Raw genomic sequence first — 26,592 nt, 5'->3', positions numbered from 1 at the left:
CGCGCGGACCCTGCCTCTTACGGCTGAAGCAGATCCACCTTCACATCCGCTGCAAAGCCCGTCGTCGGTCCCACCCGCCGCGCGAACTCCGCGACCGCCTCCAGCTGCGGGCCGCCGAAACGGAAGTCGAGGGTCGTGAAGTACCGCTCCAGGACCTGCTCGTCGAAGGCCTCCCAGCGGGCCGCCTGCTCGGCGACCTTGCCGACCTCGTCCAGGGAGAGGTTGCGGGAGGACAGGAAGGCCTCGTGGACCTGGCGGGTGATGGCCGGCTCGCGCTCCAGGTAGTCCCGGCGCGCCGCCCAGACCGCGAAGACGAAGGGCAGGCCGGTCCACTCCTTCCAGAGCGAGCCGAGGTCGTGCACCTCGAGGCCGTAGCGCGGACCGTCGAGGAGGTTGGCCCGCAGCGCCGCGTCTCCGATGAGTACGGCCGCCTCCGCCTCCTGCATCATCAGGCTGAGGTCGGGCGGGCAGGTGTAGTAGGCGGGCTGCACGCCGTAGCGCTCGGCGAGCAGCAGCTGGGCCAGCCGGACCGAGGTGCGCGAGGTCGAGCCGAGGGCGACCCGGGCACCGTCCAGCCGGTCCAGCGGGACCTGCGAGACGATCACGCAGGACATCACCGGGCCGTCGCAGCCGACCGCGATGTCAGGAAAGGCGACCAGGTCGTCCGCGTTGCGCAGGAACTCCACGAGGGTGATCGGCCCGATGTCGAGGTCGCCCCGCACCAGCTGCTCGCTGAGCTTCTCGGGAGTGTCCTTGGTCAGCTCGAAGTCGAGAAGCGTGCCCGTTCTCGCGAGCCCCCAGTACAGGGGCAGGCAGTTCAGGAACTGGATGTGGCCTACGCGCGGCCTGGTGCGAGAATTGTCCACATCGCGAGACTAGACCCCATGGGGTAGCGTGCATCCTTCAGGGTGGCGACTCTCCGGTGACGCTCAGATCACCAACGCCCCCGTCAACCCCGACACGTGAGTTCAAACGTCCGGGTGACGTGATCTTGACCTCTATTGCTTTCGGCTGCCTGCGTGCTAGGCTCGCCGCAAGTTGCAGTTTGGTTTCCCTTGCAGTACAGAGCCTGCGGAGCATGTGACCGCGGGCTCTCGTCGTTTTCAGACGTATGCAGTTGTGCGGCATTTTGTTTTCACACTTGCAGGGTTCTGGAGCAGGGCAACCCTTTGGGCCCAAGGAGGGCTTATGGCTACCGGAACCGTGAAGTGGTTCAACGCCGAAAAGGGCTTTGGCTTCATCGCCCAGGAAGGCGGCGGCCCCGACGTCTTCGTTCACTACTCCGCGATCAATGCGAGCGGCTTCCGTTCGCTGGAGGAGAACCAGCAGGTCTCCTTCGACGTGACCCAGGGCCCGAAGGGCCCGCAGGCGGAGAACGTCACCCCCGTCTGATCAGTTCGATCAGTCTGATCATTCGGTCTCGGAGCCTGGTGCTTTGATCCGGAACAGATAGCAGTACCCAAGGAGCCCCGTGCCGCAAGGCAACGGGGCTCCTGCCTTTTCCGCCCCGGCCGAGGGCTAGATGTGCTGCATGACCAGCACGAACGTCGTCCCGGGGGCGAGCGCCTCGTACGAGTGGGGCACATCCCCGCGATAGGACATGTAGTCGCCGGGCTCCAGCTCGGCCTCGTCCCCCCGCGGCCCCGCCTTCACCCGCCCCGTGCTCACGATCAGGTGCTCCACCGACCCCGGAATGTGCGGCTCCGACTCCCGGGCCGGGCCGGGTTCGGCGCGCAGGTGATAGAGGTCCCGGCGAGCGCCGGGCGGACTGGCGGAGAGCAGTGTGGCCACGTAGTCCGCCCGCTCGGAGGCGACCGTGGGTCCCTCCCCCGCCCTGATGACCTGGACCGCCGGCGACGGCGGCTCCACCAGCACGCTGAACGGCACACCGAGCGCGACCCCCAGCGCCCACAGCGTCTCCACGCTGGGATTCCCCCCGCCGGTTTCCAGCTGGGAGAGCGTGGACTTCGCGATACCGGCCCGTTTGGCCAGCTCGGACAGGGACAGCCCGGCCCGGGTGCGCTCGCGCCGCAGCGAGGCGGCGATCCACGTCAGGGGCTCGCTCATCGGTTCACTTCCCGTCGTTCGCTGCACCGGTCCACTCGTTCGCCTTGACGAACGGGCGTCCGCTTGTTCATTCTGGAAAACATGCGTTCGCTACTCCGAACACCGATGATGTCATCTCTTCCGGTACCCGCGATGACAGCCCTGGTGCGCGACAGCGCCCTCATCTGGCTGGCCGGCGGTGTCGTGGGCGTCTCCTTCGGTGCGATCTCGGTGGCCGGCGGGCTGCCGGTGTGGGTGCCGGTGGTGATGTCACTGGTCGTCTACGCGGGCTCGGCCCAGTTCAGCGCGGTCGGCGTACTGCTGGCCGGGGGCGGGCCGTTCGCCGCGGCGGCCACCGGGCTGTTCCTCAACACCCGTACGGCCGCCTTCAGCCTGGCCGTGGCGGACGTCCTCGGCCGGGGTCGCCTCGCCCGCCTCCTCGGCGCCCACCTCGTCTCCGACGAGACGGTGGCCTTCACCCTCGCCCAGCCGGATCTCGCACGGCGCCGGGCAGCGTTCTGGGTGAACGGCCTCGGCCTGTTCGTCGCCTGGAACATCGGTGTCCTCGCCGGCGCGCTCGCCGGAACGGCACTGGGCGACACGGCGACGTACGGCCTGGACGCCGCCTTCCCCGCCGTACTGGTCGCACTGGTCCTGCCCACCCTTCGCAAGGACTCCGCCGTACGCCGTGCCGCGCTCCTCGGCGCCGCCCTCGCCCTGGCCGCGGTACCGGTCGTCCCGGCGGGGGTGCCGGTGCTGCTGGCGCTGGCGGGACTCGTCGCGTACCGCTCACCCGCCAGGAAGGAAGGCGGGTCATGACCGGCACGACGGGAACGGTCGTCATGATCCTGGCGCTGGCGGTGGGGACGTACGCCTTCCGTCTGGTCGGCCCGGCGCTGCACGGGCGGGTCGCGCTCCCCGCGCGGGTCCAGGAGCTGCTGGCTGCGGGTGCGATGGTGCTGCTCGTCGCGCTGCTGGCGACAGGGACGTTGACGGAGGGCGACGGCTTCGCGGGGTGGGCGCGGCCGGCCGGGGTGCTGGTGGGCGGCGTGCTGGCGTGGCGGCGGGCGCCGTTCCCGGTGGTGGTGCTGGGGGCGGCGGTGGCCACCGCGGTGCTGCGGGCGGCGGGGGTGCCCTGAGCCGGGCCCGTGGGAGAATCGCCGGGTGAACAACGGGGACGAGAACAGCCACGGGGAAGACGGCGGTGCAGCCGCCGACAACAAACTGGCGATGGGCATTCCGCTCGGTCTCTCCTTCGGCACGAGCATCGGCATCGTGCTCGGCCTGACCGTCTTCGACAACCTCGGGCTCGGGCTGGCCCTGGGGATGGGGTTGGGCATCGCCGTCGGCGCCGCGATCGGCGGTGGCCGGATGCGAACGGGGCAGGCGCGGGACGGAGCCGAGTAGCGGTCTCGTTCGCTAGGGTCCCCGCCCATGGCCGACTCCGACTTCCTGACGACCACGCGCACCTTCTACGACGCCATCGCCGAGGACTACGCGGACCTGTTCCGGGACGAGCTCGCGGGCAGGCCCTTGGAGCGGGCACTGCTGGGGGTGTTCGCCGAACTCGTCGAGGGGGACGGGCCGGTGGCCGACCTGGGCTGCGGACCCGGCCGGACCACCGCACGGCTCGCCTCACTCGGCCTGCCGGTGTTCGGGCTCGATCTGTCGGCGTCGATGCTGGCGATCGCGCGCCGCGAGAACCCGGGGCTGCGGTTCGAGCAGGGTTCGATGCTGGAGCTGGAGCTGCCGGACGGCGCTCTGGCCGGTGCGCTGTCCTTCTACTCCTCCATCCACACGCCTGTGGACCGGCTCCCGGACCTGTTCGCCGAGTTCCACCGTGTGCTGGCGCCGGGCGCGCCCCTGCTCGTCGCGTTCCAGGCCGGTGACGAACACCGGCACCACGACCGGCCCTTCGGGCACCCTGTCTCGCTCACCTTCCAGCGTCGCCGCCCGCAGGACATGGCCGACCTGCTGACGGGGGCCGGCTTCGCCCTCGTCTCCCGGACGGTCCGCGAAGCCGACCCGGCGCTGGACGAGACGTCCCCGCAGGCGTTCCTGATCGCCCGCAAGCCCGGGCGCTAGGTCGGACACGGCCTAGAGGCTCCCGGCGATGTCCCGTGCAGCGATGTACCCGAACGTCATCGCCGGGCCGATCGTCGAGCCCGCGCCCGCGTAGCTGTGCCCCATGACGGCCGCACTCGCGTTGCCGGCGGCGTACAGCCCCCGGATCACCGAGCCGTCCTCCCGCAGCACGCGGGCGCGCGTGTCGGTGAGGAGGCCGCCCTTGGTGCCGAGGTCGCCGGGGACGATGCGGAAGGCGTGGAACGGGGGCAGCCAGAGGGGCGCGAGGCAGGAGTTGGGCAGCACGGACGGGTCCGTGTAGTAGTGGTCGTAGGCGCTGTCGCCCCGCTTGAAGTCGGGGTCCCTGCCTTGCCTGGCCTGCGAGTTGAAACGGTCGACCGTGGTCCGCAGGGCCGCCGCCGGGACGCCGATCGAGCGCGCGAGCGCGTCCAGGGTCCAGGCCTTGTGCGCGGCGCCCGAGCTGTACCAGTCGGCAGGCAGGGGCAGGGCCGGGAGGACGTCCTTGAAGAGGTACCGGTTCCGGTAGTTCTGGTCCACGATCAGCCAGGACGGGATGGCCGGGCTCGTGTCGTGGACGTCGTACATCGTGTGGACGACGTCGCTGTAGGGGGCGGCCTCGTTGACGAAGCGGGCGCCGGCTGCGTTGATCAACAGGCCGCCGGGGAGGGTGCGTTCGGCAAGGCAGAAGTACGGCTGGCCGGGGAGCGGGATCGCCGGCCCCCACCAGGCGTCGTCCATGAGGCCGAGGGCGGCGCCGAGCCGGTGCCCGGCCCGGATGCCGTCGCCGGTGTTCTCCTTCGCGCCCACCGTCCAGTCCGTGCCGATGGGCTGCCGCTGGTAGTGCTCGCGCATCGCCGCGTTGTGCTCGAAACCGCCCGAGCCGACGATCACGCCACGGCGGGCCCGGACCAGGCCGGGGGCGCCGTCCCGGGTGACCACCGCGCCGCTCACGGCGCCGTTCTCGACGTACAGGTCGGTGAGGGGAGTACCGAGCCACACCGGGACCCCTGCCGACCGCAGTCCCAGGCGCAGGCCCGCCGCCAGCGACTGTCCCATGGTGAGCGGCTTCTCACCTCTCAGCGCCGCGGCCGTACCGCGGGCGAGACAGGCCGCGGCCCCGGCCGCGCCCTTGACGTTCACCGCCGCCAGGGCCAGCCACTTGTAGTCCGCGCTGAAGACGACCATGCCGGGGGGCACGTCCATGTACGGGGGGTTCAGCCGCGCCAGTTCGGGGCCCAGGAGGTTGCCGTCGAGCTGGTCGGGCTCGATGGAGCGGCCGTTCGGGAGGCCGCCGGGCAGCTCGGGGTAGTAGTCGGCGTACCCCTCCATCCAGCGGAATCGCAGCGGGCTGTTGGCCATGACGAAGGACAGCATCGCCGGGCCGTGCGCGAGAAAGGCCCGCTGCCGTTCGACGGGGACGTCCGACCCGACGACGGCGGCAAGATACTCGGCCGCCTTCGCCGGCGTGTCCGGCACACCGGCCGCGAGGATCACCGAGTTGTTGGGAATCCAGATCCCGGCCCCGGACCGCGCGGCGGACCCTCCGAAGGTGGGCGCCTTCTCCACCACCACACAACTCAGCCCCTGCTTGGCGGCGGTCAGCGCGGCGGTCATGCCGGCGGCTCCGGAGCCGATGACGACGACGTCGTAGGTGCCCAGGAGCGGCAGGTCGGCGGCGTGAGCGGCGGGCTGGGCCACGGCGCCGGCGCCGAGGGCCGTGCCTGCGGCACCGGCGGCACCGGCGGCCAGTACGTGTCTTCGCGAAGGGTGCTCGCTGCTGGTCATGGAGACCTCCCGCCCTGGACGCCACGTTTCTGAGGGTGTGTCAGAAATGCGAATGTGGCGCGGATGCGGTGTGAAGTCAAGGGCGCCGCAGGAGCGTTGAAGCTGCCGTCCGGTCGCGTCTTGTGGGTCGGCACCCGCTCCCTCCCCCGCCATGGTCCGGACTCCGGCGAGGGTGTGGAGCGGGTTGCCGCCCGGGCCCTTCGAGGATCGTCGCCGATCGGGCAACACCCAGTCAATCCTTGGGATTTGTGGCTGCACCCAAGCATTAACTTAGAGCTCATGACCCTCGATGACCTGCGTGTGTTCGTGGCCGTATGCCGTGCCGGGAGTCTCAGCTCGGTGGCCCGGGAGCTGGGGTGCACCCAGTCGGCGGTGAGCCAGCATGTGAAGCGGCTGGAGCGGGAGACCGGGGTCGCGTTGCTGGAGCGGCAGCCCCGGGGGGTCGTGCCGACGCAGGCCGGCCGGGTGCTGGAGGCGGCCGCCGCCGAGGGGATATCGGGGCTGGACCTCGCCGTACGGCAACTGCGGGATCTCGTCGACGGCGAGAGCGGGTACGTGCGGGTGGCGACAGGCGCGACGACCGTACGGCACTTCATGGCGGAGGCCGTCGTCGCGTACCGACGGCGGCATCCTCGGGTCAACCTGGAGTTCCGCACGGTCAGTTCGGGCCGGGGCAGCTTCGACGCGCTGGCCGACGGCACACTCGACCTGGCCTGGATCACCCTCGGGCCGCAGGTGCGCGGTATCGAGCAGCGGCCGGTGGTGGAGCTGCCGTGGGTGCTGGCGGTGCGATCCGACGATCCGCTCGCGGCGCGGCCGCACGTCGACGTCGGCGCCGACCTGCGTGACGTACGGCTGATCCGGCTGCCGCCGAACTCCGCCTCGGCGGCCCATCTGGACGCCGCCTGCGCCGAGCTGGGCGTCCGGTTCGCGCACGACACGAGCGTCGCCGACTGGGACACCGCGCTGCTGCTGGCCGAGCTCGGGGTCGGACGGGCGGTCCTGCCCGCGCTGCCGGGGCTGCCGGTCCCCGGCGAGGGTGAGCTGCGCCTGATTCCGCTTCCCGAGCTGCGCCCCCTGCCCGTGGGCTGGGCCGTGCGCCGCTGGGACTCGCTCAGCCCGCCGGCCCGGGCCTTCGCGGATCTGGTGGAGTCCCACCGCCGGGGCCGCCCGGGGCTGACGGGCACTGCAGAGGCCGTCTCGGCGTCTACTCCAGGCCGATGGCCGCGCAGTCCGCCTTGTACTCGGCGGTGCAGATGTCCTTGACGGTGTAGACGCCGTCCTGGATCACCGTCTGCTTGATGTTGCTCTTCGTCAGAGGGACCACCGAGACCAGCTGGGACGGGATGCCGTCCTGGGTCGGGCTGTCGACCGAGTCCTGGGTCAGGGCGTCGAACTGGATCGCGCGCCCCTGGGCCTTGTACACGGCCATCTTCGCGGCGTTGGTCGCCTCCAGCAGGAACGACTTGTACACCGACATGAACTGCTCGCCCGCCACGATCCGCTGCACCGCGTCCAGGTTGGCATCCTGCCCGGTCACCGGCGGGATCCTGCTCGCGCCGGACTCCTTCAGCGCGTCGATGACGGCGCCCGCCATGCCGTCGTTCGCCGAGTAGACGGCGGCGATGTTGTCCAGCCCGACGGCGGAGATCGCCTTCTCCATGTTCGCCTTGGCCGTCTCGGGCGCCCACTTGTCGGTGTCGTACCGCTTGACGATGTTCACCTCGCCGTCGAGCTCGTCGAGCGCGCCCTTCTTGAACCGGGCGGTGTTCGGGTCGGCGGGGTCACCGTTCATCATGACGACCTTGCTGGTCGCGGCCTTCGCGCCGAGTTCCTCGACGAGGGCGCGGCCCTGCACCTCGCCGACGAGCTCGTTGTCGTGGGAGACATACGCGTCGATCGGCCCCTCGGCGAGCCGGTCGTAGGCGATGACGGGGATGCCGGCGTCCTTCGCCTTCCGCACGTCCGGCGCGATGCCCTTGGCGTCCAGCGCGTCCACGAGGATCACGTCCACCGCGTCGGCGATCATCTGCTGGAACTGCTGACTCTGCTTGTCCGTGCTCGACTCGGCGTTGGCGTAGACGACCTTGCCCTTGTCGCGGGTGAGGGAGGCGACTTCCTTCTTGATGAGCGGGTAGTCGAACTTCTCGAAACGGGCCGTGGCCTTGTCGGGCAGCAGGAGCCCCACCGTGACGTCGTCACCCTTGTCGGGCGACTCGGAGCTGTCACCGCCCCCGACGCCGTCGACCACACCGCACGCGGCGAGCGAGAGCGCCGAGGCGGACGCGGCGAGGGCTATGGAGAAGCGGCGTACAGCGGGCATGCGGGGGGTACGAGCAATCACTACTGGTGCCTTCCGAGCGGATGAGCGGCTTTGCTACCCGGTGGCGGTAGCCAACGTGGCCATGGCATGTCACGTCAAGCAATTGTCGTAACGAGACGGCAACCGTTTGTCGTGATGTCGGGTCCTGGCGGGTTGCCCCGAACCGCGGCTATTTCGTGTACAGCTCCTCGACCTCCGCCGCGAAGTCCCGCATGACAGCCTCCCGTCGCAGCTTCATCGACGGCGTGAGGTGGCCGTCCAGCTCCGTGAAGTCCGTCGGCAGGATCGTGAAGCGGCGGATGGACTCCGGGCGCGAGACCAGCTTGTTGGCCTCGTCGATCGCGCGTTGCAGGATCGCCCTCAGCTCGGCGTCGTCGACGACGAGTTCCGCGGGGACGGGGTGCTTGCCGTTCATGCGGCGCCAGTGGCTCACACCGTCCATGTCCAGGGTGATCAGGGCGGACACGAAGGGCCGCCGGTCGCCCACGACCATGCACTGGGAGATCAGGGGGTGGGAGCGCAGCCAGTTCTCCAGGGGCGCCGGGGCCACACTCTTGCCGCCCGCCGTGATCAGGAGTTCCTTCTTGCGGCCGGTGATCGTCAGATAGCCCTCGTCGTCCAGGGCGCCGATGTCCCCGGTCGGCAGCCAGCCGTCGGCGGCAGCCGGGACGACGCCGCCCGCGGAAGGGTCCCAGTAGCCGCGCAGCACCTGTTCGCCGGAGATGAGGATCTCGCCGTCCGAGGCGATCCGGATGCGGGTGCCGGGCAGGGGCCAGCCCACCGTTCCCAGGCGGGGCTTGGAGGGCGGGGTCACCGTCGCGGCGCCTGTCACCTCCGTCAGGCCGTAGCCCTCGTAGATCTCGATGCCGGCGCCGGAGTAGAAGGCGGCCAGGCGGCGGCCGAGCGGTGAGCCGCCGCAGATCGCGTACCGCACCCGGCCGCCCATCGCGTTGCGGATACGGCGGTAGACCAGGGGGTCGTAGAAGGCGCGGGCGGTCTTGAGCGTGGTGCCCGGGCCACCGCCCGTCCCCGAGGCCTTTGCCTCCATCGCCTCGCCGTAGCGCTCGGCCACCGACGCCGCGCGGTCGAAGGAGGACGCCCGGCCGCCCGTCTCGGCCTTGGCGCGGGCGGAGTTGAAGATCTTCTCCAGCATGTAGGGGATGGTCAGCAGGCACGTGGGGCGGAAGGCCGCCAGGTCCGGCAGCAGGTCCTCCGCCTTCAGGCTCGGCGCGTGGCCGAGGCGCACCCTGGCCCGGATGCAGGCCACCGCGACCATACGGCCGAAGACGTGCGACATGGGGAGGAAGAGCAGCACCGACGCCTCTTCGCTCGTGCGCGCCTTGAAGATCGGGTAGAGCAGCTCGATCGCGTTGTCCACCTCGGCGAAGAAGTTGCCGTGCGTCAGCGCGCAGCCCTTGGGGCGGCCCGTCGTGCCCGAGGTGTAGATGAGCGTCGCCAGCGTGTCCGGCACCAGCATGCCCCGCCGTACGCCCACTTCGCCGTCCGGCTGCTGCGCGCCCAGCTCCGCCAGCCGCTCCACATGGCCCTTCTCCATCACCCACATGCGGTGCAGGTCGGGCACCCGGTCGAGTTCAGGGCCGAGGGCGGCCGCCTGCGCGGCGGTCTCGGTGACCAGGGCCACCGCACCGGAGTCCTGGAGGATCCAGCGGGTCTGGAAGACGGACGAGGTGGGGTAGACGGGGACCGTGACGAGGCCGGCCGCCCATGCGCCGAAGTCGAGGAGCGTCCACTCGTACGTCGTCCGCGCCATGATCGCGATCCGGTCGCCCGGCTCCAGTCCCTCGGCGATCAGGCCCTTCGCCACCGCCTGCACCTGCTCGGCGAACTGCGCCGCCGTCACGTCGGACCACCGCCCGTCCTCGCCCCTGCGGCTGAGGACGACCGCGTCCGGCGCCGCGGCCGCGTTGTCGAAGGGCAGGTCCCCGAGCGACCCGTGGGTCACCGGCGGCGCGAACGGCGGTACGTACGCCTCCCGCACGGCACCGTCCAGTCGTCGCGTCTCGGGCTGCACCAGGGTCGGGCCCGGAGCGTCGTCGAAGGCGGCCGAGGCGGCGAATGAAGGAAGCGGGGTGGACACGGGCGGCTCCTGCGGCGGGCGTGCAGCGACGAAACTGCTTGCTGCATGACGTACGTGCCTCGCGCACCGTGGCGTTCACCTGCCGAGGCCTGCGGAAACGGGTTACCGCTGGTTAGGCAGGCGATCGTACGGCGCGGGCGTGTGGGGGTTGTGCGGGTTCGGGGGTGGTCCGGAGCCGGGTATGTGCAACGTCGGGGGTTATGTGAGGGGCACTCAGCTTCGCCTCACCGTCCCCTTACCTTCGCTCCAGGACAGCGGTCACCGTTCCTACTCAGTGAGCTGGAGTGAGTCTTGGACCCAATCCTGCTCACTGCGGACACCCCGAACGGTGTTGGGTGTCCTGGTCGCCCGCGTTCGCTCCGGCTCCGGCGGCACGGATCCGGTCCGTGGTCCGGGAATTCGGGGGCGGGGTTCCTCACGTCCCGGGGTGCCCGGTCGGGCCTGGACGGTCCGATGCCCCACACGATCACTCCGGTCGTGTGGGGGCGGTGCCGTCCGTCGCCGGATCGGGTGCCCCAGGGCGCGTCTGCCGATCGCCACGGCTGCTGCGTCGTGGCGTGTGGTCTTCCGGGTTGCGGTGGTGAGGGGTTTCTGCCAGTGCTGGGCGCCCCAGCGGCTGGTGTAGGCGGGGTCGACGGCGACGAGGGGGATGCCGAGTTCGACGGCCATGCTGAGGAGCAGGACTCGCAGCCTGGAGGTGGGCATGCCGGAGATGAGGTTGCGGAAGCGTGCGCGGCGGCCGTGCTTCTCCCGGGTGGTCTCTGCGGTGAAGTCCAGATCCTCGATGGCGATGGCGAGGCCATGCCGCTTGGCGAAGTGCAGCAGGCGGATCAGTGCGTGGCGGACCTGGGCGTCGCGGTGGGTGGTGGTACCGGACAGGTCGTAGGCGAAGCGCAGGGGTGCGCCCGTGGGGTTGCCGTCCACCCCGGCATCGCAGTAAGCCCCTCACCACACCCAACGACCACCACCAGCGAAGGTCACGCATTCGACACAGGAACTCTCGTTCCCCTTCAACAAGAACGCGCCTGCCGCAGCCCGAAAACTCACTCATGCGCACCAGCACGCACTCACACCCCTCATGGACTTACCTCGGGTAACCTTACTCCGGAGTCAGCACCGGAGCGCACTGGGAGTGGGACATGGCCGACCGCTATCTGAGCTTCACCGGCACGGCCCCCGGCCGCTTCCTCACCCGCCGGCTCGGACTGCCGCAGCCCGCCCCGCTGCAACGCTGGTCACCGGAGCGGCCCTCGCTGAAGGGGGATCGGCTGCTCCTGACGGCCGGCAAGTCGGACCTCGGCCTCACCGATGCCGGCGCCCGCACCGCTCTGGGCCTCGACCTGACGACCGACCCCTCGGGGAAGCCCGCCGCCGCCGTCCTGGACGCCACGGGCGTGCGGGACGTCGAGACGCTCGCCGAGGTGCACGCGGCCCTGCACCCCGTCGTGCGGTCGGTCGCCGAGAGCGGCCGGATCGTCGTGCTCGGCGCGCCCCTCGACCCCGCCGACCACCACCAGGCCGCCGCCCAGCAGGCCCTGGAGGGCTTCACGCGCTCGCTCGGCAAGGAGATCGGGCGGGGCAGGACGGTGAATCTCGTAAGGCTGACGGACGCGGACGCCGCCGAGTCGACCCTGCGCTTCCTCCTCTCCCCCAAGTCGGCGTACCTCAGCGGCCAGGTCATCGAGGTGGGTTCGGCTCCGGCGGACGTCACCGCACCCCACGACCCACCCCACGACACCGACCGCCCCCTCACCGGCCGCACCGCGCTGGTCACCGGCGGCGCGCGCGGCATCGGCGAGGCGGTCGCCGAGACGCTGGCCAGGGACGGCGCCCGGGTCGTCGTACTCGATGTGCCGCAGGCCGAACAGGACGCCCGGCGCGTGGCCGACCGGCTCGGCGGCACCGCGCTCGCGCTCGACATCACCTCCCCCGACGCGGGCGCGCGCATCGCCGCCGCGCTGCCCGACGGCCTGGACGTCCTGGTGCACAACGCCGGGATCACACGCGACCGGCGGCTGGTCAACATGCCCGCCGAGCGCTGGAGTTCGGTACTCGACGTCAATCTCGCGAGTGTGCTGCGCACCACGGACGCGTTGCTGGAGAGCGGAACGCTGAAACGAGGCGGGCGGATCGTGGCGACGGCGTCGATCGCGGGGCTGGCGGGGAACGCCGGGCAGACCAACTACGGCGCGAGCAAGGCGGGCATCGTCGGACTGGTCCGAGCCCTCGCGCCACGTGCGCGGGCCGAGCACGGGGTGACGGTCAACGCGGTCGCGCCCGGGTTCGTCGAGACGAGGATGACGGCCGCGATTCCCCTGTTCATCCGGGAGGCGGGGCGCCGGATGAACTCCCTCGCGCAGGGCGGACTGCCGATCGATGTCGCCGAGACGACGGCCTGGCTCGCGGATCCGGGATCCGGAGGCGTCAACGGGCAGGTCGTCCGGGTATGCGGCCAGAGCCTGCTGGGGGCGTGATGTCCCTCGTCCTCACCGCTCCTCCTTCGCTTCCGCCCCTGCTCGCCCGGGGCGCCCTGCTGTCACTCTTCAAACGCCCGGGCCCGCAGGCGGAGTTCCCGCGCACGAGGCTCGTTCTGCCGGACCTCCGCGTCGACCTCGCCCGGCTGGCCGCCTACGAAAGGGTGTGCGGGTTCCCCACCGGGGACGACGCCCTGCCGGTGACGTATCCGCATGTGCTCGGCTTCCCGCTGGCGATGCGGCTGATGAGCGGCCGGGACTTCCCGCTGCCGCTGCTCGGTCTCGTCCACACGTCGATCACCGTCACCCGGCACCGGGCCCTCACCGCCACGGGTGCGTACGAACTCTCCGTGCACATCGACGGGTTGATGCCCCACCGGCGCGGCACGGAAGCCGCCGTGATCACCGAGATGCGGGCCGGCGACGAGGTCGTGTGGGAGTCGCGGAGCACGTATCTGGCCAGGCACCGCACCGACGCCCCGGCGGCCGCACCGCACGTGCAGGACGTGCAGGAGCACAAGCCGCTGCCCGCCGTCGCCGACTGGCGGCTCGCCGCCGACATCGGACGCCGCTACGGGGCCGCCTCCGGCGACCGCAACCCCATCCACCTCCACCCGCTCACCGCCCGCCTGTTCGGCTTCCCGCGGGCCATCGCGCACGGCATGTGGACGGTGGCCCGCTGCCTCGCCGCGCACGGCACACCGGAAGCGGTGCGGGTGCGGGCCGGCTTCCGGGCGCCGGTGCTGCTGCCGGGGACGGTGACGTACGCCGCGCAGGGCGGGCGGTTCGAACTGCGGGGCGGCGAGGGCCGCGTCCACCTGGCCGGGGAGGTCTACCCGCTCGCCTCGTGAGGGGCGTCCGGCGGTGACCAGGGCCGGCCGTCCATGAGGTTGCCGAGACCGGCCCACGCGAAGTTCATCAGAGTGGCCGCCGCCTCCCGCGCCGTCACGGTCGGCGTGGCGTTGGCCCAGTCGGCGAGCGACTCGGCGGCGCCGACCAGGGCCTCGGCGAGACCGGCGACCTCGCTCTCGGGGAGGTCGGGGTCGCGGTGGGCCTCGCGTGCGGCCGCGAGGATCAGCTGCGTCACGAACTCGACGATCTCCGCGCGCATCGCGGCGACCTCGGAGGCGAACGGCTCGCCATGGGTGCGGGCCTGGAGGTGCAGGACGGACCAGGCGTCCGGGTAGTGCGAGGTGTGGGCGAAGAACGCCCGCAGCCCGTCCCAGAGCTGGCGGTCGGCGGGCAGCTCGGTCCGCACGCCGGAGCGCACTGCTACGACGAGCGCGGCGGCCTCGCGCCGGATGCAGGCGGTGAAGAGGTCTTCCTTGGAGTTCAGATACAGATACACCAACGGCTTCGAGACACCCGCCAGTTCGGCTATCTCGTCCATCGACGCGGCCATGTACCCGCGCCTGCCGAAGGTTCGCACGGCGGCGTCCAGCATCTGCTGCTCACGGACGGCCCGCGGCATCCGTTTGGTCTTCACGGCACCCATGGCCGACAGCGTACGGGCCGGGAGGGAGATCCCACCCGGCCCACCGTGAACGCCTGCCCTACTTGTCGTCGCTCAGCTCGTCGGCGAACCGTGCCACCCGGTCCGTCAGCAACTGCCCGTCGACGGGCGGCAGGGCCGTCAGCCGGGGCAGCAACTGCGCGGTGAGCAGGGTGGACAGGGCCGAGGTGTCGGCGCCGGTGCCGTCGGTCCGTACGACCACCGGCTGAGGTGCCCGGCCGGCGAGCTTCGCGCCCACCTCCAGGCGGCGCCGAGCCAGTTCGTACTGGAGGACCGCGCGGTTGTCGCGGTAGGCCTTGGCCAGAGCGCGCTGGGCACGTGCCTCGTTCTCGGCGGCGATCAGGCCGCTGCGGCCCCGCGTCTCGATCTCGAACCGCACCCGCTGGGCGTTGGTCTCCTGCTCCTCCAGCAGCTGGGCGACCTCTTCACGGGCCCGGTTCAGCGCGGCCTTGACCTCGACGATCCGGGCGTCGCGCACCTTCTTGGCCCGCTCGATGTCCATGCCCAGCTGGTCGATGCGGCGCTTGCGGATCAGCCCCCACTCCTGGTCGTACGCCGTGCGCTCCTTGGCGACCCGCTCCCGGGTGGCCAGGTGCTGCTGGTACTGCGCCGGCAACTGCACGTCCGGGATGTTGGATCCGGTGATGCGCACGCCGTAGCCGGACAGCTGGCGGTTGAGCAGCTCCTGCATGTCGGCCACGTCCGAGCCGCGCAGGTCGTACGCCCGCTCGGTGCGCATCTTGCGCGCCCGCTGCCGGATCGCGTCCTGTACGGCGCTGGAGAGCACCAGGTCGAAGTTGCCCGCGCCGATGGTGCGGACGAACAGCACGGCGTCCGTGATGCGGAACTTCAGGAAGAACTCGATGGAGCGCAGCGGCACGTTCTCCTGCGTCGGACAGGCCATGACCGGCGCGGAGTACGGGATCTCGGTGGCGGTGTCGACGACGAAGTCGACCCGGGACCACGGGTGCCACAGGTAGTGGCGGCCGGCGTCCAGGGTGCGGATGACGGCGCCGTAGCGGGTCAGCACGCCGTTGGTGCCCTGTTCGATCTCGACGATCGAGGAGCGCCACCACCACAGCACGCCGATCAGCAGCAGGACGACACCGCCGACGTAGGAGAGGGTGGCGAGGGTGCCGTAGGCGAGGTCCCCGGCGGCCGACTCGGCGTCCGCCTCCTGGAGGGACAGCATCACGCCCATGAACAGGGCGTAGACGCCGAGCCACAGCGGCAGCATCCACCACAGGCGACGCCGGTGGCGCGGGATGATGACCGGGATCAGGGTGTCGGCCTCGCCGCCGCGCAGCAGCCGCGCGATGTCGCTCCAGGGGGCGACCTTCTCGGAGATGACCGACCGGCGGTGGGAGGAACGGGCGGTGCTCACTGGTCGGCCCCCTCGGAGACGTCAGAGCTGATGGAGCTGTCGGAGCTCTCGGAACTGTCGGTCGATGCGGGCTGTTCGGGCACCTGCGGCACCGTCGGCCGCTCGGCCGCCAGCAGCGCGCCGATCTCCGTCTCGCGCGAGGCGATCCGCTCGGACACCTCGGGCAGACGCGACCGTACGGCTGCCATGTCCTCGTCGGTGAACAGTTCCGTACCGCGCTCGCCGACCAACTCGCGGGCCAGCTCCAGGAAGTCGATGCCGGCGACGCCGTCGGTCGCGCCGCCGATGCGCACCAGCCGGGGCAGGTGGTCGGCGACCTGTTCCAGCGTGTCCAGCACCTGCTGCTGGTAGCGGTACTCCAGGATCTCCGGCGCCTCCGCCGCGGTCACCGCGCGGATGTCGAGGGCCTGTGCCTCCAGCAGGGCCGCGTTGGCCTTCGCCTCGGACTCGGCCTGGACGTAACGCTGCCGGGCGAGCGCCTCGGCGCGGTTGGTCTCGCGCTCCACGGCCGTGTCCATCTGCGCCTGGTACTGGGCGATGTCGGCCTGGATCGCGGAGAGCGTCTCGTGGCTGGAGGCGAGTTCGCGGGTGAGGTCGCCCTCGTCCTGCTCCTTGCGGAGCTGGAGCGCGTACTCGTGCGTGTACGCCTCCTTCGCCACCCGCACCATCTCGGGCGCCGCCAGGTCCATGCGGTAGCGCTGGTCGGACGGTTCGGCGTGGGTGATGTTGGCGTTGGTCAGCTCGACGGCCGGGCGGAACTGCTGGTTGAGCAGGTCCAGCAGGCGGCCGGTGTCCTCGCCGACCATGTCGTAGATCCCGGCGGCTTCCTGTTCGTAGACGAGGGTGCGGATCGTCTCGCTCACCGCGTTGCTCAGCTTCTCCTCGAAGCCGCGCACCGCGCCCAGCGTGTAGACGAACTCGGTCGGATCGCTGATCCGGAACTGGATGAACAGGTCGATCGACGCCTTCACGCCGCCCTTGGTCGGTGCCTCGCGCACCGGGGCGTTGAAGGGGTACTCGATCGTGGTGTTGACGATGTACGACACCCGCTTCCACGGGCTCAGCAGCACGATCCGGCCCGGGCCGACGACCCTCTCCAGCTTGCCGAACCGGGTGATCATCGCCTGGCAGCCGTCCGGCACCATGACCATGCCCTGGCGCCACCACACGAAGGCGACGGCGCCCAGCGAGATGACCCAGTAGTGCACGCCGAACAGCGGGTTGGTCAGGACGTCGGCGCCGGACGCGCCCACGATTCCCGCACCCACCGCGCCCAGCACGAGCAGTGTCAGCACGGGCAGCATGGAGATCAGGGAGCGGCCCTTGGGGATCACCATCGGGCAGATCGCGTGCACCATCTCGGTGCCCTCGCGCACCTGCTCGCTGCGGCCGAGCGCCTCCCCGGCCTCGTCCAGCGGCACCGTCTTCTGCCGCATCACGGTGGCGGTGGAGCCGCCCTGTTCCCGGGCGGCCGGAAAGTCGGCCGGGTCGATGCCCTGGCCCTGGGCGTCGTACTCCTCGCCGCCGTCTCCCCGTGTCCCCCGACCGCCGATCTGCCGCCGCAGTTCGTCCTGCGCGGCCGTCCTCGGATCGGTTCCGGAGACGACGGCGTCGGCAACGCGTCGTGCGCTCTTCTTTGCCTGCGCGCGCGCTCGTGCCACGGTTCCCCCTTACGTTCACGAATGCCGGTGCGAACAGCCGTTCCACCGACGTGGATCCGGCCATCCCACACCATGGATCCGGACAAGCGTAAGGGCGGGGCCCGTGCAGTTACCGAGTGGTATCGCTGCCGGGACGCGGCAAGCTAGGAGGTCTGGCCCTGCGGCCGAGCCGTCTCGTCGACGACGTCGTCCTCCTGGCTGCGGTTCGCCTCCAGGTTGGCCTTCACGCGGTCGACCTTCTGCACGATCTGCACGGAGGCGCGGTCGCGCTCCTTGCGCAGGACGACGAAGCTGATGGGCGCCGAGAGCAGCAGCGCGAGCAGGACGACCCACATGCCGTTGGAGTCGCCGAGGCCACGCGGGGCGAGGCCGGAGTAGACGAGGCCCCAGACGACCACGAGGCAGCCCACGAAGATTCCGAGGCGCATCAGTGTGTAGCGGAGCATCTCAATCCACTCTTCCGATTCCAAAAAGGGCCACTGTCCAGTGAAGCACGCGGGGCGGCCGATCTTGCAGGGGGGTCGGCGGGGTGGGTCAGTCGAGCGGCAGCAGCATGATCACGTCTTCGCGGTCGTCGCCCGGTGCGAGCCGGATGGCGTCGGGGATCCGCCCGACCTCCTTGTAGCCGCAGGAGCCGTAGAAGTTTTCGAGGCCGAGCCCGCCGCGGCAGGTGAGGCGGATCGCCTCGATGCCGTCGAAGGTGCGGGCGGCCCGCTCGGCAGCGGTCAGCAGGTCGCGGCCGTAGCCCTTGCCCTGGTGGCGGGGGTGCACCATCACCGTGTACAGCCACGTCCAGTGGGTCATCAGCCGGTGCGTGTTGAAGGTGAAGAAAGCGGTCGCGGACACCTCGCCCGCCTCATCCTGGCCGACCAGCAGCCGACTGCGCCCTTCCGCCATCCCCACGAAGTGCCGCACCAGTTCCGGGCGGATCGCCTCCCGTGTCACCGGCGGCACGAAGCCGACGGCTCCGCCCGCACTGGAGACGTCGGTCCACAGGTCGAGGATGCCGTCGCGGAGGTCGGGGGTGACGGCCGGGTCGAGTGTGAAGGTAAGGGACACGGCGCAATCGTAGCCATTACACGGAGCGCGGCGAAAGCCATTACGACAACGCCCGCGCCGCCACCTTCAGGTCCGAAACGAGCCCCGCGTACGCCGCCTCCCGGTCCGCGTCGTCCCGGGCCCGCAGCACCGACGACGGATGCACCGTCGCCATCAGCTTCTCCGGCCGGCCGTTGATCTCGCGCTTCAGCAGCGTTCCGCGCACTTCTCCGACCCGGAACGCCGACCCCAGCAGCGCCTTGCCCGCGCTCGCGCCCAGCAGCACGATCAACAGAGCGCTGGAGGAAGCCGGCCTGGATCCGGCGGACGCGTACGCCACCAACGCCGTGAAGCACGAGCATGACGCGCGCGTTCCGGTCGCCGACGCCGAAGACGGTTCGGGTGGCGTCCCGGTGGAGGGGACGGTCGGGGAGGAAGGGGTCAGCGATGTAGGCGTCCTCGGGCGCCTTGGTGCTCACCATGGCGGACGAGGACTACGGCCCCGCCTCCCGGAATCACACGCGCATCGGCTGGGGGGACTCGCGGCGCGCCGGGTCCGGGCCGTCGTACTCACGGATGATCTCGTAGCGCGTGTTGCGCTCCACCGGGCGGAAGCCCGCGTCCCGGATGAGGTCCAGCAGGTCCTCGCGGGTCAGCTTGTTCGGCGTGCCGAAGTTGTCCGCGTCGTGGGTGATCTTGTACTCGACGACCGAGCCGTCCATGTCGTCGGCGCCGTGCTGGAGGGCCAGCTGGGCGGTCTGGACGCCGTGCATGACCCAGAAGACCTTGACGTGCGGGACGTTGTCGAACAGCAGACGGGACACCGCGAAGGTCTTCAGGGCCTCCGCGCCGGTCGCCATCTGGGTCCTGGCCTGGAGGCGGTTGCGTACCTTGCCGTCCTTCATGTCGACGAAGTCGTGCTGGTAGCGCAGGGGGATGAAGACCTGGAAGCCGCCCGTCTCGTCCTGCAGCTCACGCAGGCGCAGGACGTGGTCCACCCGGTGCCGCGGCTCCTCGATGTGGCCGTACAGCATGGTGCTCGGGGTCTTCAGACCCTTCTCGTGCGCCAGGCGGTGGATCCGGGACCAGTCCTCCCAGTGGGTGCGGTGGTCCACGATGTGCTGCCGCACCTCCCAGTCGAAGATCTCGGCGCCGCCGCCGGTCAGCGACTCCAGGCCCGCGTCGATCAGTTCGTCGAGGATCTCCGAGGCCGACAGTCCGGAGATCGTCTCGAAGTGGTGGATCTCCGTGGCCGTGAAGGCCTTCAGGGAGACGTTCGGGAGGGCGGCCTTCAGCTCGCGCAGGGAGCGCGGGTAGTAGCGCCACGGGAGGTTCGGGTGCAGGCCGTTGACGATGTGCAGTTCGGTGAGGTTGTCCGACTCCATCGCCTTGGCGAGCTTGACGGCCTCCTCGATGCGCATCGTGTACGCGTCCTTCTCCCCCGGCTTGCGCTGGAAGGAGCAGTACGCGCAGGAGGCCGTGCAGACGTTGGTCATGTTGAGGTGGCGGTTGACGTTGAAGTGGACGACGTCGCCGTTCTTGCGCGTGCGCACCTCGTGCGCGAGGCCGCCGAGCCACGCCAGGTCGTCCGACTCGTACAGCGCGATGCCGTCCTCGCGGGACAGCCGCTCGCCGGAGCGGACCTTCTCCTCCAGCTCGCGCTTGAGCCCGACGTCCATGCGTGCACCTCTCTCGGAAAGACTCCGTAAACCGTACTCCCCGCCCCTTCGGGCGGGGGGACCCCCATCAGGCGCTACGCGCCCTCTTCCTCGGGCAGCTGTCCGACCCGGTTCTCCCACTTGGTGGAGAGCACGATCGTCGTACGGGTGCGGGAGACGCCCTTGGTGCCGCTGAGCCGGCGGATGATCTTCTCCAGCCCGTCCACGTCGGCCGCGCGGACCTTGAGCATGTACGAGTCGTCGCCCGCGATGAACCAGCAGTCCTCGATCTCGCCCAGGTCCCGCAGGCGGCTCGCGACGTCCTCGTGGTCGGTGGCGTCGGACAGCGAGATGCCGATCAGCGCGGTGACGCCGAGGCCGAGTGAGGCGGCGTCCACGGTGGCGCGGTAGCCGGTGATGACGCCGGCCGCTTCCAGCCGGTTGATGCGGTCGGTGACGCTGGGTCCCGACAGGCCGACGAGGCGTCCCAGCTCCGCGTAGGAGGCCCGGCCGTTCTCCCTCAGGGCCTGGATGAGCTGCCTGTCCACCGCGTCCATGCGATCGAAGCCTTCCGGTGAAGAGTTCCCGAAGTGATGAGAGTTACTGCGACTTGCTCAGATGGCGTTCATGTCGTGCGGGTTCCGCCGCCGAGTTCGCCCTTCCAGCGGCGGTAGAGCCGGTGCTCGACACCCGCCGCGTCCAGCACGCGTCCGGCGACGAAGTCCACCAGGTCCTGGATGTGGGTGGCCCCCGCGTAGAAGGCGGGCGAGGCGGGTACGACGGTGGCGCCCGCGTCGTCCAGGGTCACCAGGTGCCTCAGCGTCTGGCCGTTCAGCGGGGTCTCCCTGACGGCCACGACCAGCTTGCGCCCCTCCTTGAGGGCCACGCTCGCCGCGCGTTGGAGCAGGTCCTTCGACAGGCCCAGCGCGACGCCGGCGACGCAGGCGGTGGAGGCCGGCACGATCAGCATGCCCTTCGTGGGGTACGACCCCGAGGACGGGCCCGCGGCGAGGTCCCCGGCGTTCCAGTACCGGACACCCGCGATGTCCGGCTCGAAGGTCCCGGGCTTGCCGTCGGCGCCCCGCGCGAGCCACTCGCGCAGGTCGTCCTGCCAGTGGGCGTCGCGGAAGGAGATCCCGGTCTCGTCGAGGAGCGTGAGCCGGGACGCCCTGCTGACGACCAGATCGACGCTCTCCCCCGCGGCGAGGAGCGCGCGCAGCACCGCGGCGGCGTATGGGGTGCCGGAAGCGCCGGACACCCCTACGATCCAAGGCGTACGCGGCGTCTCTCCTGGCTTGACTGGGTTCACGACACCGAGCCTATCCGGCCTTACGGGGTGGGAACCGGTGCAGGGGTGCGGCCCGTTGCACAGAGGGGACGAGCGAGCACCGGGGGTCGCCATGTCTGGTCCGGAAGCCGGGTGGTCACAGAGCGATCGTGCGCTGGCCGCGGGCAAGCTGGTGCTGGCCTGGGTGGCGCTGTTGTGGCTGCTCGAAGTGGTGGACGCGGCCACTGGGCATGCGCTGGACGGCTTCGGCATCACCCCCCGCGACTCCTCCGAACTGGTCGACGTGGCCCCCGCCGCCTTCATCCACTTCGGCTTCGGCCATCTGGCGGCGAACACCGTGCCGCTCCTGGTCCTCGGCTTCCTCGCCGCACTCGCGGGTCTCCGGCGGTTCCTGCTGGTCTGCGCGCTCATCATCCTCGTCGACGGCCTGGGCGTGTGGCTCATGGCCCCGGCCCACACCAACACCGCGGGCGCCTCCGGAGTGATCTTCGGATTCTTCGGCTTCCTCCTGGTCACCGGCTTCGTCGAGCGGCGCCCCCTGGGTGTCCTGGCGGGCATCCTGGTGGCCGCAGTCTGGGGCGGCTCGATCCTGTCGGGCCTGGTCCCGACGCAGACGGGCGTCAGCTGGCAGGGACACCTGCTGGGGCTGCTGGCCGGGGTGGCGGCGGCGTTCGTGTTCCGCCGCCCGGCCGAGGCTCCGGGGTCCGCCAGGCGAGGACCGTGACGAAATTCCATGTCCGAAAATAATCCCCGAACTCGCCCGACGTGCATGATAGGTTCACGTCAAGCAATGGAAAAGTAGGAAAAACTACTTCATTGCAGTCACTCCACAATTGAATCAGGGGGAAATAGTTGCGTCACAACATGGGGGAAAACCGGCGTCGCCTCGCCGCGGTTGCCGCGGTTTCGGCACTGGCGGGTTCGATGGTCCTCGTTCCACAGGCCGTGGCAGCGGAATCCGGGACCGCGCCGGAGCGGTCGGTCTTCTTGAACTCCGAGCGCGAGACGGGCGTTGACCGGCCCGTCCTCGACGGCATCAAGAAGACCGCGGAAGAGCAGGGGATATCCCTGGACAAGGCCTTGGACTCCTATCTCGCCGAGGCCGCGTCCGCCGCGAAGCCCACACCGGAAAGCCAGCCCGACGGACCGGTGGACACACCTGACGTCATGGTGGACGACCTAACGGCGGGAGAACTGGAGGACATCCAGGCCATGGCGGCGGAGGACCAAATTCCGCTCGCGACGGCCATCGACCGGCACGGATGGCAGGATCAGTTCACCGAGATCACCGAACAGTTGGAGACGTCCTTCCCGGGCGAGTTCTCCGGCGCGGAGAAGACCGCGGACGGCGCGTGGTTCGCCTTCAAGGGCGAGGCACCCGCCGAGGCACTGAAGCTCGCCGACAGCCTGCCTGCCGCCGCCGAGGTGGTCAGCAACCGGGGATTCTCCGAGGCCGAACTGGCCGCGGTCCAGGAGAGCGCCCACGCGGACGCCCTCACCCAGCAGGACGTCCACCAGGCGATCAGCTACTACGACGCCAAGGCGGGCGAGGTCACGGTCCAGGTCGAACTGGACCCGGCGGCTCCGAAGACGGCCGCGCGTTCGGCCGCCTTGCGCGAGCGGGTCGCCTCCGCCGTCGGCACCGGCGGGATCCGGGTCACGGTGAAGGTCGTGGACAACGCCTCCTACGAGAAGCAGGACGGATACATACGGGGCGGCGGCTATCTGTCCGTCGGCTGTACGTCCGGATTCAACCTGAAGGCGATATCCAGCGACACCAAGCGGCTCGGAACGGCCGGCCACTGCACGGAGGTCGCTTCCCAGACGTACTCCAACCACAGCACCCACGGCGGTTCCACCGGCGTCAAGACGGTCTGGAGCCACCAGGGCGGAAACGGCGATCTCGGCTACACCAGCAAGGGCAACAAGGCCAGCACCCGCACCTTCTACCAGAAGACCAACAGCGCCCGGTACGCGGACGATCGCGGCGCCATGCCGGCCGTCGGCACCTCGATCTGCAAGTTCGGCAGAACTTCGGGGAAGACCTGCAGCACCGTCAAGTACCGCAATGTGACTGTCGGAAATCTCAAGCACATGGTCGTCATGAAGGGGAACGCCTGCAAGCCCGGCGACAGCGGCGGCCCCTGGTACTACGGAGGAACGGCCTACGGCATTCACACCGGACTCGTCAGGGACGGTGGGACGCAGCGGTGCCTGTTCACTCCGGCATACCTCTTCCAGAACCGCGGATACGACGTGTGGACCCGCTAGTTGACGAATGAGATGATCGGGACGGGAATCATCACACCCGTCCCGATCATTCATGTGAAAAAAGGTTGCCCTGATGAAGTCGCTCAAGGTCATTCTGTTTGCTTCCGCGGGCGTTCTGGCTATTTCAGCCTGCAGCAACTCCGACGGTGGTGCGGAACCGGTGAAATCAGCCACTGAAAGCACGGAGCAGGTTTCCATCCCCAGTGATGAAAAGCTCTCCTTCGTCGATTCCGACCCGAAGATCATCGTCCATGATCTGGCCGTGTCCCCGGGCATGGCCGTGAGTGGGCGCCTCGCCTACGAGGCGGACAGCAAGTGCCTCGTGGTGAACGGCAAACGTGCGGAAGAGGCGTTCACCGCGACCCCGATCTGGCCCAAGGACGTCGAGCCCGTCCTGAACGAGGGAAAACGGGGCGTGCGCGTCCCCGGCTTCGGAACCGTGCTGGAGGGTGACACCGTCCACGCCGGCGGCAGCTACTGGAAGGCCGACGACAAGAGGGTGCGCGCCTCCGGAATCGACCCCGCCTGCCGGGCCGAGGACGGGTTCATCGTCTTCAACGCCGACTCCTTCACGAAGTGAGGCGCGCCCTCTGATCAGACCGTGAGCCCCCGCACCAACAGGTCCAACAAGGCACACGCGAACAGGGCGATCCCGATGAACCCGTTGACGCTGAAGAACGCCCTGTTCAGGCGGGACAGATCGTGCGGGCGGACGATCGAGTGCTCGTAGACGAACGCGCCGGCGACGATCAGCAGGCCCAGCCAGAAGAACGTGCCCGCGTCCGTGGCGAGGGCGTACCAGACGAACAGGGCCGTCGTGACCGTGTGGCAGGCCCGGGCGCCCCAGATCGCCGCCGGGATGCCGAAGCGGGCCGGGACCGACATGACGCCGATCTCGCGGTCGGTGTCGATGTCCTGGCAGGCGTAGATCAGGTCGAAGCCGCCGATCCAGATGCCCACCGCGAGGCCAAGGATCACCGCGTCCCAGGACCAGGTGCCGGTGACCGCAAGCCAGCCGCCGACCGGGCCCATCGCCTGGGCCAGACCCAGGATGGCCTGGGGGAAGTTCGTGAAGCGTTTGCCGTAGGGGTAGACCACCATCGGGATCACCGCGATGGGGGCGAGGGCCAGGCACAGTGGGTTCAGCAGCGCCGCCGAGCCCAGGAAGATCACCAGGGCGATCAGGGCGCCGGTCCAGGCGTGCCGGACCGACATCGCACCCGTCACCAGCTCGCGGTGGGCGGTGCGCGGATTACGGGCGTCGATCTCGCGGTCGATGATCCGGTTCACGGCCATGGCGAAGGTCCGCAGACCCACCATGCAGATCGTCACCAGGAGCAGCCGCCCCCAGTGGATGTTCCTGTCCCACTGGAACATCGCGGTGAGCGCGGCGATGTACGCGAACGGCAGCGCGAACACCGAGTGCTCGATCATGACGAGGCGGAGGAACGCCTTCGTGCGTCCTGGCTGCGGAATCGCGGCGGAGGCGCTGCTCACAGTCCGTACTCCTTCCAGCGGCGGTCGACCTTCGCCGCCGTCTCGGGGTCGGACTCCACCATGTCGGGCCAGCCGCCGTCACGCGTGTAGCCCTCCTCGGGCCACTTCTTCGTCGCGTCGATGCCCGCCTTGCCGCCCCAGAACTGCTGGTAGGAGGCATGGTCGAGATGGTCGACGGGGCCTTCGACGACCGTGAGGTCACGGGCGTAGTCGGTGTTGCCGAGCGCCCGCCAGGCGACCTCGTGCAGGTCGTGGACGTCACAGTCGGAGTCGACGACCACGATGAGCTTGGTCAGGGACATCATGTGCGCGCCCCAGATCGCGTGCATCGTCTTCTGGGCGTGCTTCGGGTACTTCTTGTCGATCGAGACGATCGCGCAGTTGTGGAATCCGCCGGCTTCGGGCAGGTGGTAGTCCACGATGTCCGGGATGATGATCTTCAGCAGGGGGAGGAAGAAGCGTTCCGTCGCACGGCCCAGGGGTCCGTCCTCCGTCGGAGGGCGGCCTACGACGATCGACTGCAGCAACGGCCGCTTCCGCATCGTCACGCAGTCGATCTTCAGCGCCGGGAACGGCTCCTGCGGCGTGTAGAAGCCGGTGTGGTCGCCGAACGGCCCCTCCGGCAGCATCTCGCCGGGCTCCAGCCACCCTTCCAGCACGACCTCGGCCTGCGCCGGCACCTGCAACGGCACCGTTTTGCAGTCCACCATCTCGATCCGCTTGCCGGAGACGAACCCGGCGAACAGGTACTCGTCGATGTCACCGGGGAGCGGGGCGGTGGAGGCGTACGTCACGGCGGGCGGGCACCCGAAGGCGATGGCGACCGGCAGCCGCTCGCCCCGCCGCGCCGCGACCTGGTAGTGGTTCCGGCTGTCCTTGTGGATCTGCCAGTGCATGCCGATCGTGCGCTTGTCGTGGCGCTGGAGGCGGTACAGACCGAGGTTGCGGACGCCGGACTCCGGGTCCTTGGTGTGGGTGAGCCCCAGGTTGAAGAAGGAGCCGCCGTCCTTGGGCCAGGTGAACAGCGCCGGCAGCCGGTCGAGGTCGACCTCGTCGCCCTGCAGCACGACCTCCTGCACGGGCGCGCCCGACGACTTCACCTTCTTCGGCGGCACGTGCGTCATGGCGCCGAGCTTCCCGAAGGCCTCGCGGACCCCGATGAAGCCGTGCGGCAGCTCGGGCTTGAGCAGCCCGCCGATCTTTTCGGAGATCTCACCGTACGACTTCAGGCCCAGGGCCTTGAGCAGCCGCCGGTCGGTCCCGAAGACGTTCATCGCGAGGGGCATCGAGGAGCCCTTCACGTTCTCGAAGAGCAGCGCGGGACCGCCGGACTTCTGTACGCGGTCGACGATCTCCCCGACCTCGAGATACGGATCGACCTCAGCCTTGACGCGCTTGAGGTCGCCTTCGCGCTCCAGCGCCCTGAGCAGGGAACGAAGATCGTCGTAAGCCATGGGGTCAAGTATCCCCG

The 26,592-nt window shown here is 69.9% G+C and carries 27 protein-coding genes and 1 pseudogene; 11 read left to right on the top strand and 17 right to left on the bottom strand.

Annotation, left to right across the window (positions count from 1 at the left end):
- Window positions 1-17: 17 nt before the first annotated feature.
- Entirely contained in the window at window positions 18-866 is an 849-nt protein-coding gene (locus ACZ7M7_RS39625; protein ID WP_328424814.1) for a menaquinone biosynthetic enzyme MqnA/MqnD family protein, read from the bottom strand.
- Between the two features lie 322 nt (window positions 867-1,188).
- Here ACZ7M7_RS39625 and ACZ7M7_RS39620 point away from each other — a divergent pair, with 322 nt between their 5' ends.
- The gene (locus tag ACZ7M7_RS39620; protein WP_003992177.1) at window positions 1,189-1,392 is read left to right on the top strand and encodes a cold-shock protein; all 204 of its coding nucleotides are present in this window, start codon (window positions 1,189-1,191) and stop codon (window positions 1,390-1,392) included.
- A 126-nt stretch (window positions 1,393-1,518) separates the two neighbouring features.
- Here ACZ7M7_RS39620 and ACZ7M7_RS39615 read toward each other — a convergent pair whose 3' ends face one another.
- Window positions 1,519-2,067, bottom strand: a complete 549-nt coding sequence (locus ACZ7M7_RS39615; protein ID WP_472125669.1) for a helix-turn-helix domain-containing protein — start codon at window positions 2,065-2,067, stop codon at window positions 1,519-1,521.
- 132 nt (window positions 2,068-2,199) lie between these two features.
- Between ACZ7M7_RS39615 and ACZ7M7_RS39610 the strand changes: the two genes are divergently transcribed.
- From ACZ7M7_RS39610 to ACZ7M7_RS39595, 4 genes are read left to right on the top strand one after another with little or no spacing between them, the layout of a single operon-like run.
- Window positions 2,200-2,865, top strand: coding sequence for an AzlC family ABC transporter permease (locus ACZ7M7_RS39610; RefSeq protein WP_472125666.1), 666 nt, complete (start codon window positions 2,200-2,202; stop codon window positions 2,863-2,865).
- Entirely contained in the window at window positions 2,862-3,185 is a 324-nt protein-coding gene (locus ACZ7M7_RS39605; protein ID WP_472125663.1) for an AzlD domain-containing protein, read from the top strand. Before ACZ7M7_RS39610 ends, ACZ7M7_RS39605 begins: the two co-directional genes overlap by 4 nt.
- Before the next feature lie 25 nt (window positions 3,186-3,210).
- A complete protein-coding gene (locus ACZ7M7_RS39600) occupies window positions 3,211-3,453 on the top strand; it encodes a hypothetical protein (RefSeq protein ID WP_472125661.1) in 243 nt (80 codons plus the stop codon).
- Window positions 3,454-3,480: 27 nt separating this feature from the next.
- Complete coding sequence (locus ACZ7M7_RS39595) at window positions 3,481-4,131, top strand: class I SAM-dependent DNA methyltransferase (protein ID WP_472125658.1); 651 nt, start codon at window positions 3,481-3,483, stop codon at window positions 4,129-4,131.
- 12 nt (window positions 4,132-4,143) lie between these two features.
- Here ACZ7M7_RS39595 and kstD read toward each other — a convergent pair whose 3' ends face one another.
- Window positions 4,144-5,916 carry a 3-oxosteroid 1-dehydrogenase gene (gene kstD / locus ACZ7M7_RS39590; protein WP_472125655.1) on the bottom strand — a complete coding sequence of 591 codons (1,773 nt, stop codon included), beginning with the start codon at window positions 5,914-5,916 and terminating at the stop codon, window positions 4,144-4,146.
- A 279-nt stretch (window positions 5,917-6,195) separates the two neighbouring features.
- Here kstD and ACZ7M7_RS39585 point away from each other — a divergent pair, with 279 nt between their 5' ends.
- Window positions 6,196-7,182 carry a LysR family transcriptional regulator gene (locus ACZ7M7_RS39585; protein WP_472125652.1) on the top strand — a complete coding sequence of 329 codons (987 nt, stop codon included), beginning with the start codon at window positions 6,196-6,198 and terminating at the stop codon, window positions 7,180-7,182.
- Here ACZ7M7_RS39585 and ACZ7M7_RS39580 read toward each other — a convergent pair.
- The 3 genes and pseudogenes from ACZ7M7_RS39580 to ACZ7M7_RS39570 form a co-directional block, all read right to left on the bottom strand.
- Window positions 7,124-8,239, bottom strand: coding sequence for a sugar ABC transporter substrate-binding protein (locus tag ACZ7M7_RS39580; RefSeq protein ID WP_383630795.1), 1,116 nt, complete (start codon window positions 8,237-8,239; stop codon window positions 7,124-7,126). The two genes, ACZ7M7_RS39585 and ACZ7M7_RS39580, sit on opposite strands and share 59 nt — an antisense overlap.
- A gap of 169 nt (window positions 8,240-8,408) precedes the next feature.
- Complete coding sequence (locus ACZ7M7_RS39575) at window positions 8,409-10,337, bottom strand: AMP-dependent synthetase/ligase (RefSeq protein ID WP_383610228.1); 1,929 nt, start codon at window positions 10,335-10,337, stop codon at window positions 8,409-8,411.
- Window positions 10,338-10,604: 267 nt separating this feature from the next.
- A pseudogene (locus ACZ7M7_RS39570) lies at window positions 10,605-11,255 on the bottom strand (IS200/IS605 family accessory protein TnpB-related protein); the annotation flags it as partial.
- 221 nt (window positions 11,256-11,476) lie between these two features.
- On the opposite strand from ACZ7M7_RS39570, the gene ACZ7M7_RS39565 reads away from it, so the two are divergent.
- The gene (locus tag ACZ7M7_RS39565) at window positions 11,477-12,811 is read left to right on the top strand and encodes a 3-oxoacyl-ACP reductase (protein ID WP_472125649.1); all 1,335 of its coding nucleotides are present in this window, start codon (window positions 11,477-11,479) and stop codon (window positions 12,809-12,811) included.
- Window positions 12,811-13,662, top strand: coding sequence for a MaoC family dehydratase (locus ACZ7M7_RS39560; protein WP_472125646.1), 852 nt, complete (start codon window positions 12,811-12,813; stop codon window positions 13,660-13,662). The genes ACZ7M7_RS39565 and ACZ7M7_RS39560 overlap by 1 nt, the downstream gene beginning before the upstream one ends.
- Here ACZ7M7_RS39560 and ACZ7M7_RS39555 read toward each other — a convergent pair.
- The 9 genes from ACZ7M7_RS39555 to ACZ7M7_RS39515 form a co-directional block, all read right to left on the bottom strand.
- Window positions 13,644-14,306 (bottom strand): TetR/AcrR family transcriptional regulator, encoded by a 663-nt coding sequence (locus ACZ7M7_RS39555; protein WP_472125643.1) that lies wholly within the window; start codon window positions 14,304-14,306, stop codon window positions 13,644-13,646. The genes ACZ7M7_RS39560 and ACZ7M7_RS39555 overlap by 19 nt on opposite strands.
- A gap of 58 nt (window positions 14,307-14,364) precedes the next feature.
- The gene (locus ACZ7M7_RS39550; protein WP_383610237.1) at window positions 14,365-15,708 is read right to left on the bottom strand and encodes an SPFH domain-containing protein; all 1,344 of its coding nucleotides are present in this window, start codon (window positions 15,706-15,708) and stop codon (window positions 14,365-14,367) included.
- Complete coding sequence (locus ACZ7M7_RS39545) at window positions 15,705-17,369, bottom strand: SPFH domain-containing protein (RefSeq protein ID WP_472125639.1); 1,665 nt, start codon at window positions 17,367-17,369, stop codon at window positions 15,705-15,707. Before ACZ7M7_RS39545 ends, ACZ7M7_RS39550 begins: the two co-directional genes overlap by 4 nt.
- Window positions 17,370-17,512: 143 nt before the next feature.
- Window positions 17,513-17,815, bottom strand: coding sequence for a DUF4229 domain-containing protein (locus tag ACZ7M7_RS39540; RefSeq protein WP_383610243.1), 303 nt, complete (start codon window positions 17,813-17,815; stop codon window positions 17,513-17,515).
- Between the two features lie 88 nt (window positions 17,816-17,903).
- Complete coding sequence (locus tag ACZ7M7_RS39535) at window positions 17,904-18,428, bottom strand: GNAT family N-acetyltransferase (protein WP_472125636.1); 525 nt, start codon at window positions 18,426-18,428, stop codon at window positions 17,904-17,906.
- Window positions 18,429-18,468: 40 nt separating this feature from the next.
- Entirely contained in the window at window positions 18,469-18,747 is a 279-nt protein-coding gene (locus ACZ7M7_RS39530) for a uracil-DNA glycosylase family protein (protein WP_472125633.1), read from the bottom strand.
- A gap of 175 nt (window positions 18,748-18,922) precedes the next feature.
- A complete protein-coding gene (gene mqnE, locus ACZ7M7_RS39525) occupies window positions 18,923-20,086 on the bottom strand; it encodes an aminofutalosine synthase MqnE (protein ID WP_383610249.1) in 1,164 nt (387 codons plus the stop codon).
- 74 nt (window positions 20,087-20,160) lie between these two features.
- Entirely contained in the window at window positions 20,161-20,622 is a 462-nt protein-coding gene (locus ACZ7M7_RS39520; RefSeq protein WP_369272747.1) for an Lrp/AsnC family transcriptional regulator, read from the bottom strand.
- A gap of 68 nt (window positions 20,623-20,690) precedes the next feature.
- Window positions 20,691-21,374 carry a UbiX family flavin prenyltransferase gene (locus ACZ7M7_RS39515; protein WP_383610252.1) on the bottom strand — a complete coding sequence of 228 codons (684 nt, stop codon included), beginning with the start codon at window positions 21,372-21,374 and terminating at the stop codon, window positions 20,691-20,693.
- 91 nt (window positions 21,375-21,465) lie between these two features.
- Between ACZ7M7_RS39515 and ACZ7M7_RS39510 the strand changes: the two genes are divergently transcribed.
- The 3 genes from ACZ7M7_RS39510 (at window position 21,466) to ACZ7M7_RS39500 (ending at window position 24,204) form a co-directional block, all read left to right on the top strand.
- The gene (locus ACZ7M7_RS39510; protein WP_383610255.1) at window positions 21,466-22,077 is read left to right on the top strand and encodes a rhomboid family intramembrane serine protease; all 612 of its coding nucleotides are present in this window, start codon (window positions 21,466-21,468) and stop codon (window positions 22,075-22,077) included.
- Window positions 22,078-22,217: 140 nt separating this feature from the next.
- Window positions 22,218-23,624 (top strand): S1 family peptidase, encoded by a 1,407-nt coding sequence (locus ACZ7M7_RS39505; RefSeq protein WP_472125628.1) that lies wholly within the window; start codon window positions 22,218-22,220, stop codon window positions 23,622-23,624.
- A 73-nt stretch (window positions 23,625-23,697) separates the two neighbouring features.
- Window positions 23,698-24,204, top strand: a complete 507-nt coding sequence (locus ACZ7M7_RS39500; protein ID WP_383630770.1) for a hypothetical protein — start codon at window positions 23,698-23,700, stop codon at window positions 24,202-24,204.
- A 14-nt stretch (window positions 24,205-24,218) separates the two neighbouring features.
- Here ACZ7M7_RS39500 and mqnP read toward each other — a convergent pair whose 3' ends face one another.
- Window positions 24,219-25,121: a menaquinone biosynthesis prenyltransferase MqnP gene (gene mqnP / locus ACZ7M7_RS39495; RefSeq protein ID WP_383610264.1), complete on the bottom strand. Its 903-nt coding sequence runs from the start codon at window positions 25,119-25,121 to the stop codon at window positions 24,219-24,221.
- Window positions 25,118-26,575: a menaquinone biosynthesis decarboxylase gene (locus tag ACZ7M7_RS39490; RefSeq protein WP_383610266.1), complete on the bottom strand. Its 1,458-nt coding sequence runs from the start codon at window positions 26,573-26,575 to the stop codon at window positions 25,118-25,120. The genes mqnP and ACZ7M7_RS39490 overlap by 4 nt, the downstream gene beginning before the upstream one ends.
- Between the last annotated feature and the right edge of the window lie 17 nt (window positions 26,576-26,592).

This window comes from Streptomyces sp. NPDC111606, assembly GCF_055656945.1.
This window is presented reverse-complemented; position numbering and strand designations above follow the sequence as displayed.

Excerpts from the sequence above, each read along its gene's own strand:
- ACZ7M7_RS39620 (WP_003992177.1), top strand. The coding sequence starts at position 1,189 with ATGGCTACCGGAACCGTGAAGTGGTTCAACGCCGAAAAGGGCTTTGGC.
- ACZ7M7_RS39615 (WP_472125669.1), bottom strand. The coding sequence starts at position 2,067 with ATGAGCGAGCCCCTGACGTGGATCGCCGCCTCGCTGCGGCGCGAGCGC.
- ACZ7M7_RS39610 (WP_472125666.1), top strand. The coding sequence starts at position 2,200 with ATGACAGCCCTGGTGCGCGACAGCGCCCTCATCTGGCTGGCCGGCGGT.
- ACZ7M7_RS39605 (WP_472125663.1), top strand. The coding sequence starts at position 2,862 with ATGACCGGCACGACGGGAACGGTCGTCATGATCCTGGCGCTGGCGGTG.
- ACZ7M7_RS39595 (WP_472125658.1), top strand. The coding sequence starts at position 3,481 with ATGGCCGACTCCGACTTCCTGACGACCACGCGCACCTTCTACGACGCC.
- kstD (WP_472125655.1), bottom strand. The coding sequence starts at position 5,916 with ATGACCAGCAGCGAGCACCCTTCGCGAAGACACGTACTGGCCGCCGGT.
- ACZ7M7_RS39585 (WP_472125652.1), top strand. The coding sequence starts at position 6,196 with ATGACCCTCGATGACCTGCGTGTGTTCGTGGCCGTATGCCGTGCCGGG.
- ACZ7M7_RS39580 (WP_383630795.1), bottom strand. The coding sequence starts at position 8,239 with ATGCCCGCTGTACGCCGCTTCTCCATAGCCCTCGCCGCGTCCGCCTCG.
- ACZ7M7_RS39565 (WP_472125649.1), top strand. The coding sequence starts at position 11,477 with ATGGCCGACCGCTATCTGAGCTTCACCGGCACGGCCCCCGGCCGCTTC.
- ACZ7M7_RS39560 (WP_472125646.1), top strand. The coding sequence starts at position 12,811 with ATGTCCCTCGTCCTCACCGCTCCTCCTTCGCTTCCGCCCCTGCTCGCC.
- ACZ7M7_RS39555 (WP_472125643.1), bottom strand. The coding sequence starts at position 14,306 with ATGGGTGCCGTGAAGACCAAACGGATGCCGCGGGCCGTCCGTGAGCAG.
- ACZ7M7_RS39540 (WP_383610243.1), bottom strand. The coding sequence starts at position 17,815 with ATGCTCCGCTACACACTGATGCGCCTCGGAATCTTCGTGGGCTGCCTC.
- mqnE (WP_383610249.1), bottom strand. The coding sequence starts at position 20,086 with ATGGACGTCGGGCTCAAGCGCGAGCTGGAGGAGAAGGTCCGCTCCGGC.
- ACZ7M7_RS39520 (WP_369272747.1), bottom strand. The coding sequence starts at position 20,622 with ATGGACGCGGTGGACAGGCAGCTCATCCAGGCCCTGAGGGAGAACGGC.
- ACZ7M7_RS39510 (WP_383610255.1), top strand. The coding sequence starts at position 21,466 with ATGTCTGGTCCGGAAGCCGGGTGGTCACAGAGCGATCGTGCGCTGGCC.
- ACZ7M7_RS39505 (WP_472125628.1), top strand. The coding sequence starts at position 22,218 with ATGGGGGAAAACCGGCGTCGCCTCGCCGCGGTTGCCGCGGTTTCGGCA.
- ACZ7M7_RS39500 (WP_383630770.1), top strand. The coding sequence starts at position 23,698 with ATGAAGTCGCTCAAGGTCATTCTGTTTGCTTCCGCGGGCGTTCTGGCT.
- ACZ7M7_RS39490 (WP_383610266.1), bottom strand. The coding sequence starts at position 26,575 with ATGGCTTACGACGATCTTCGTTCCCTGCTCAGGGCGCTGGAGCGCGAA.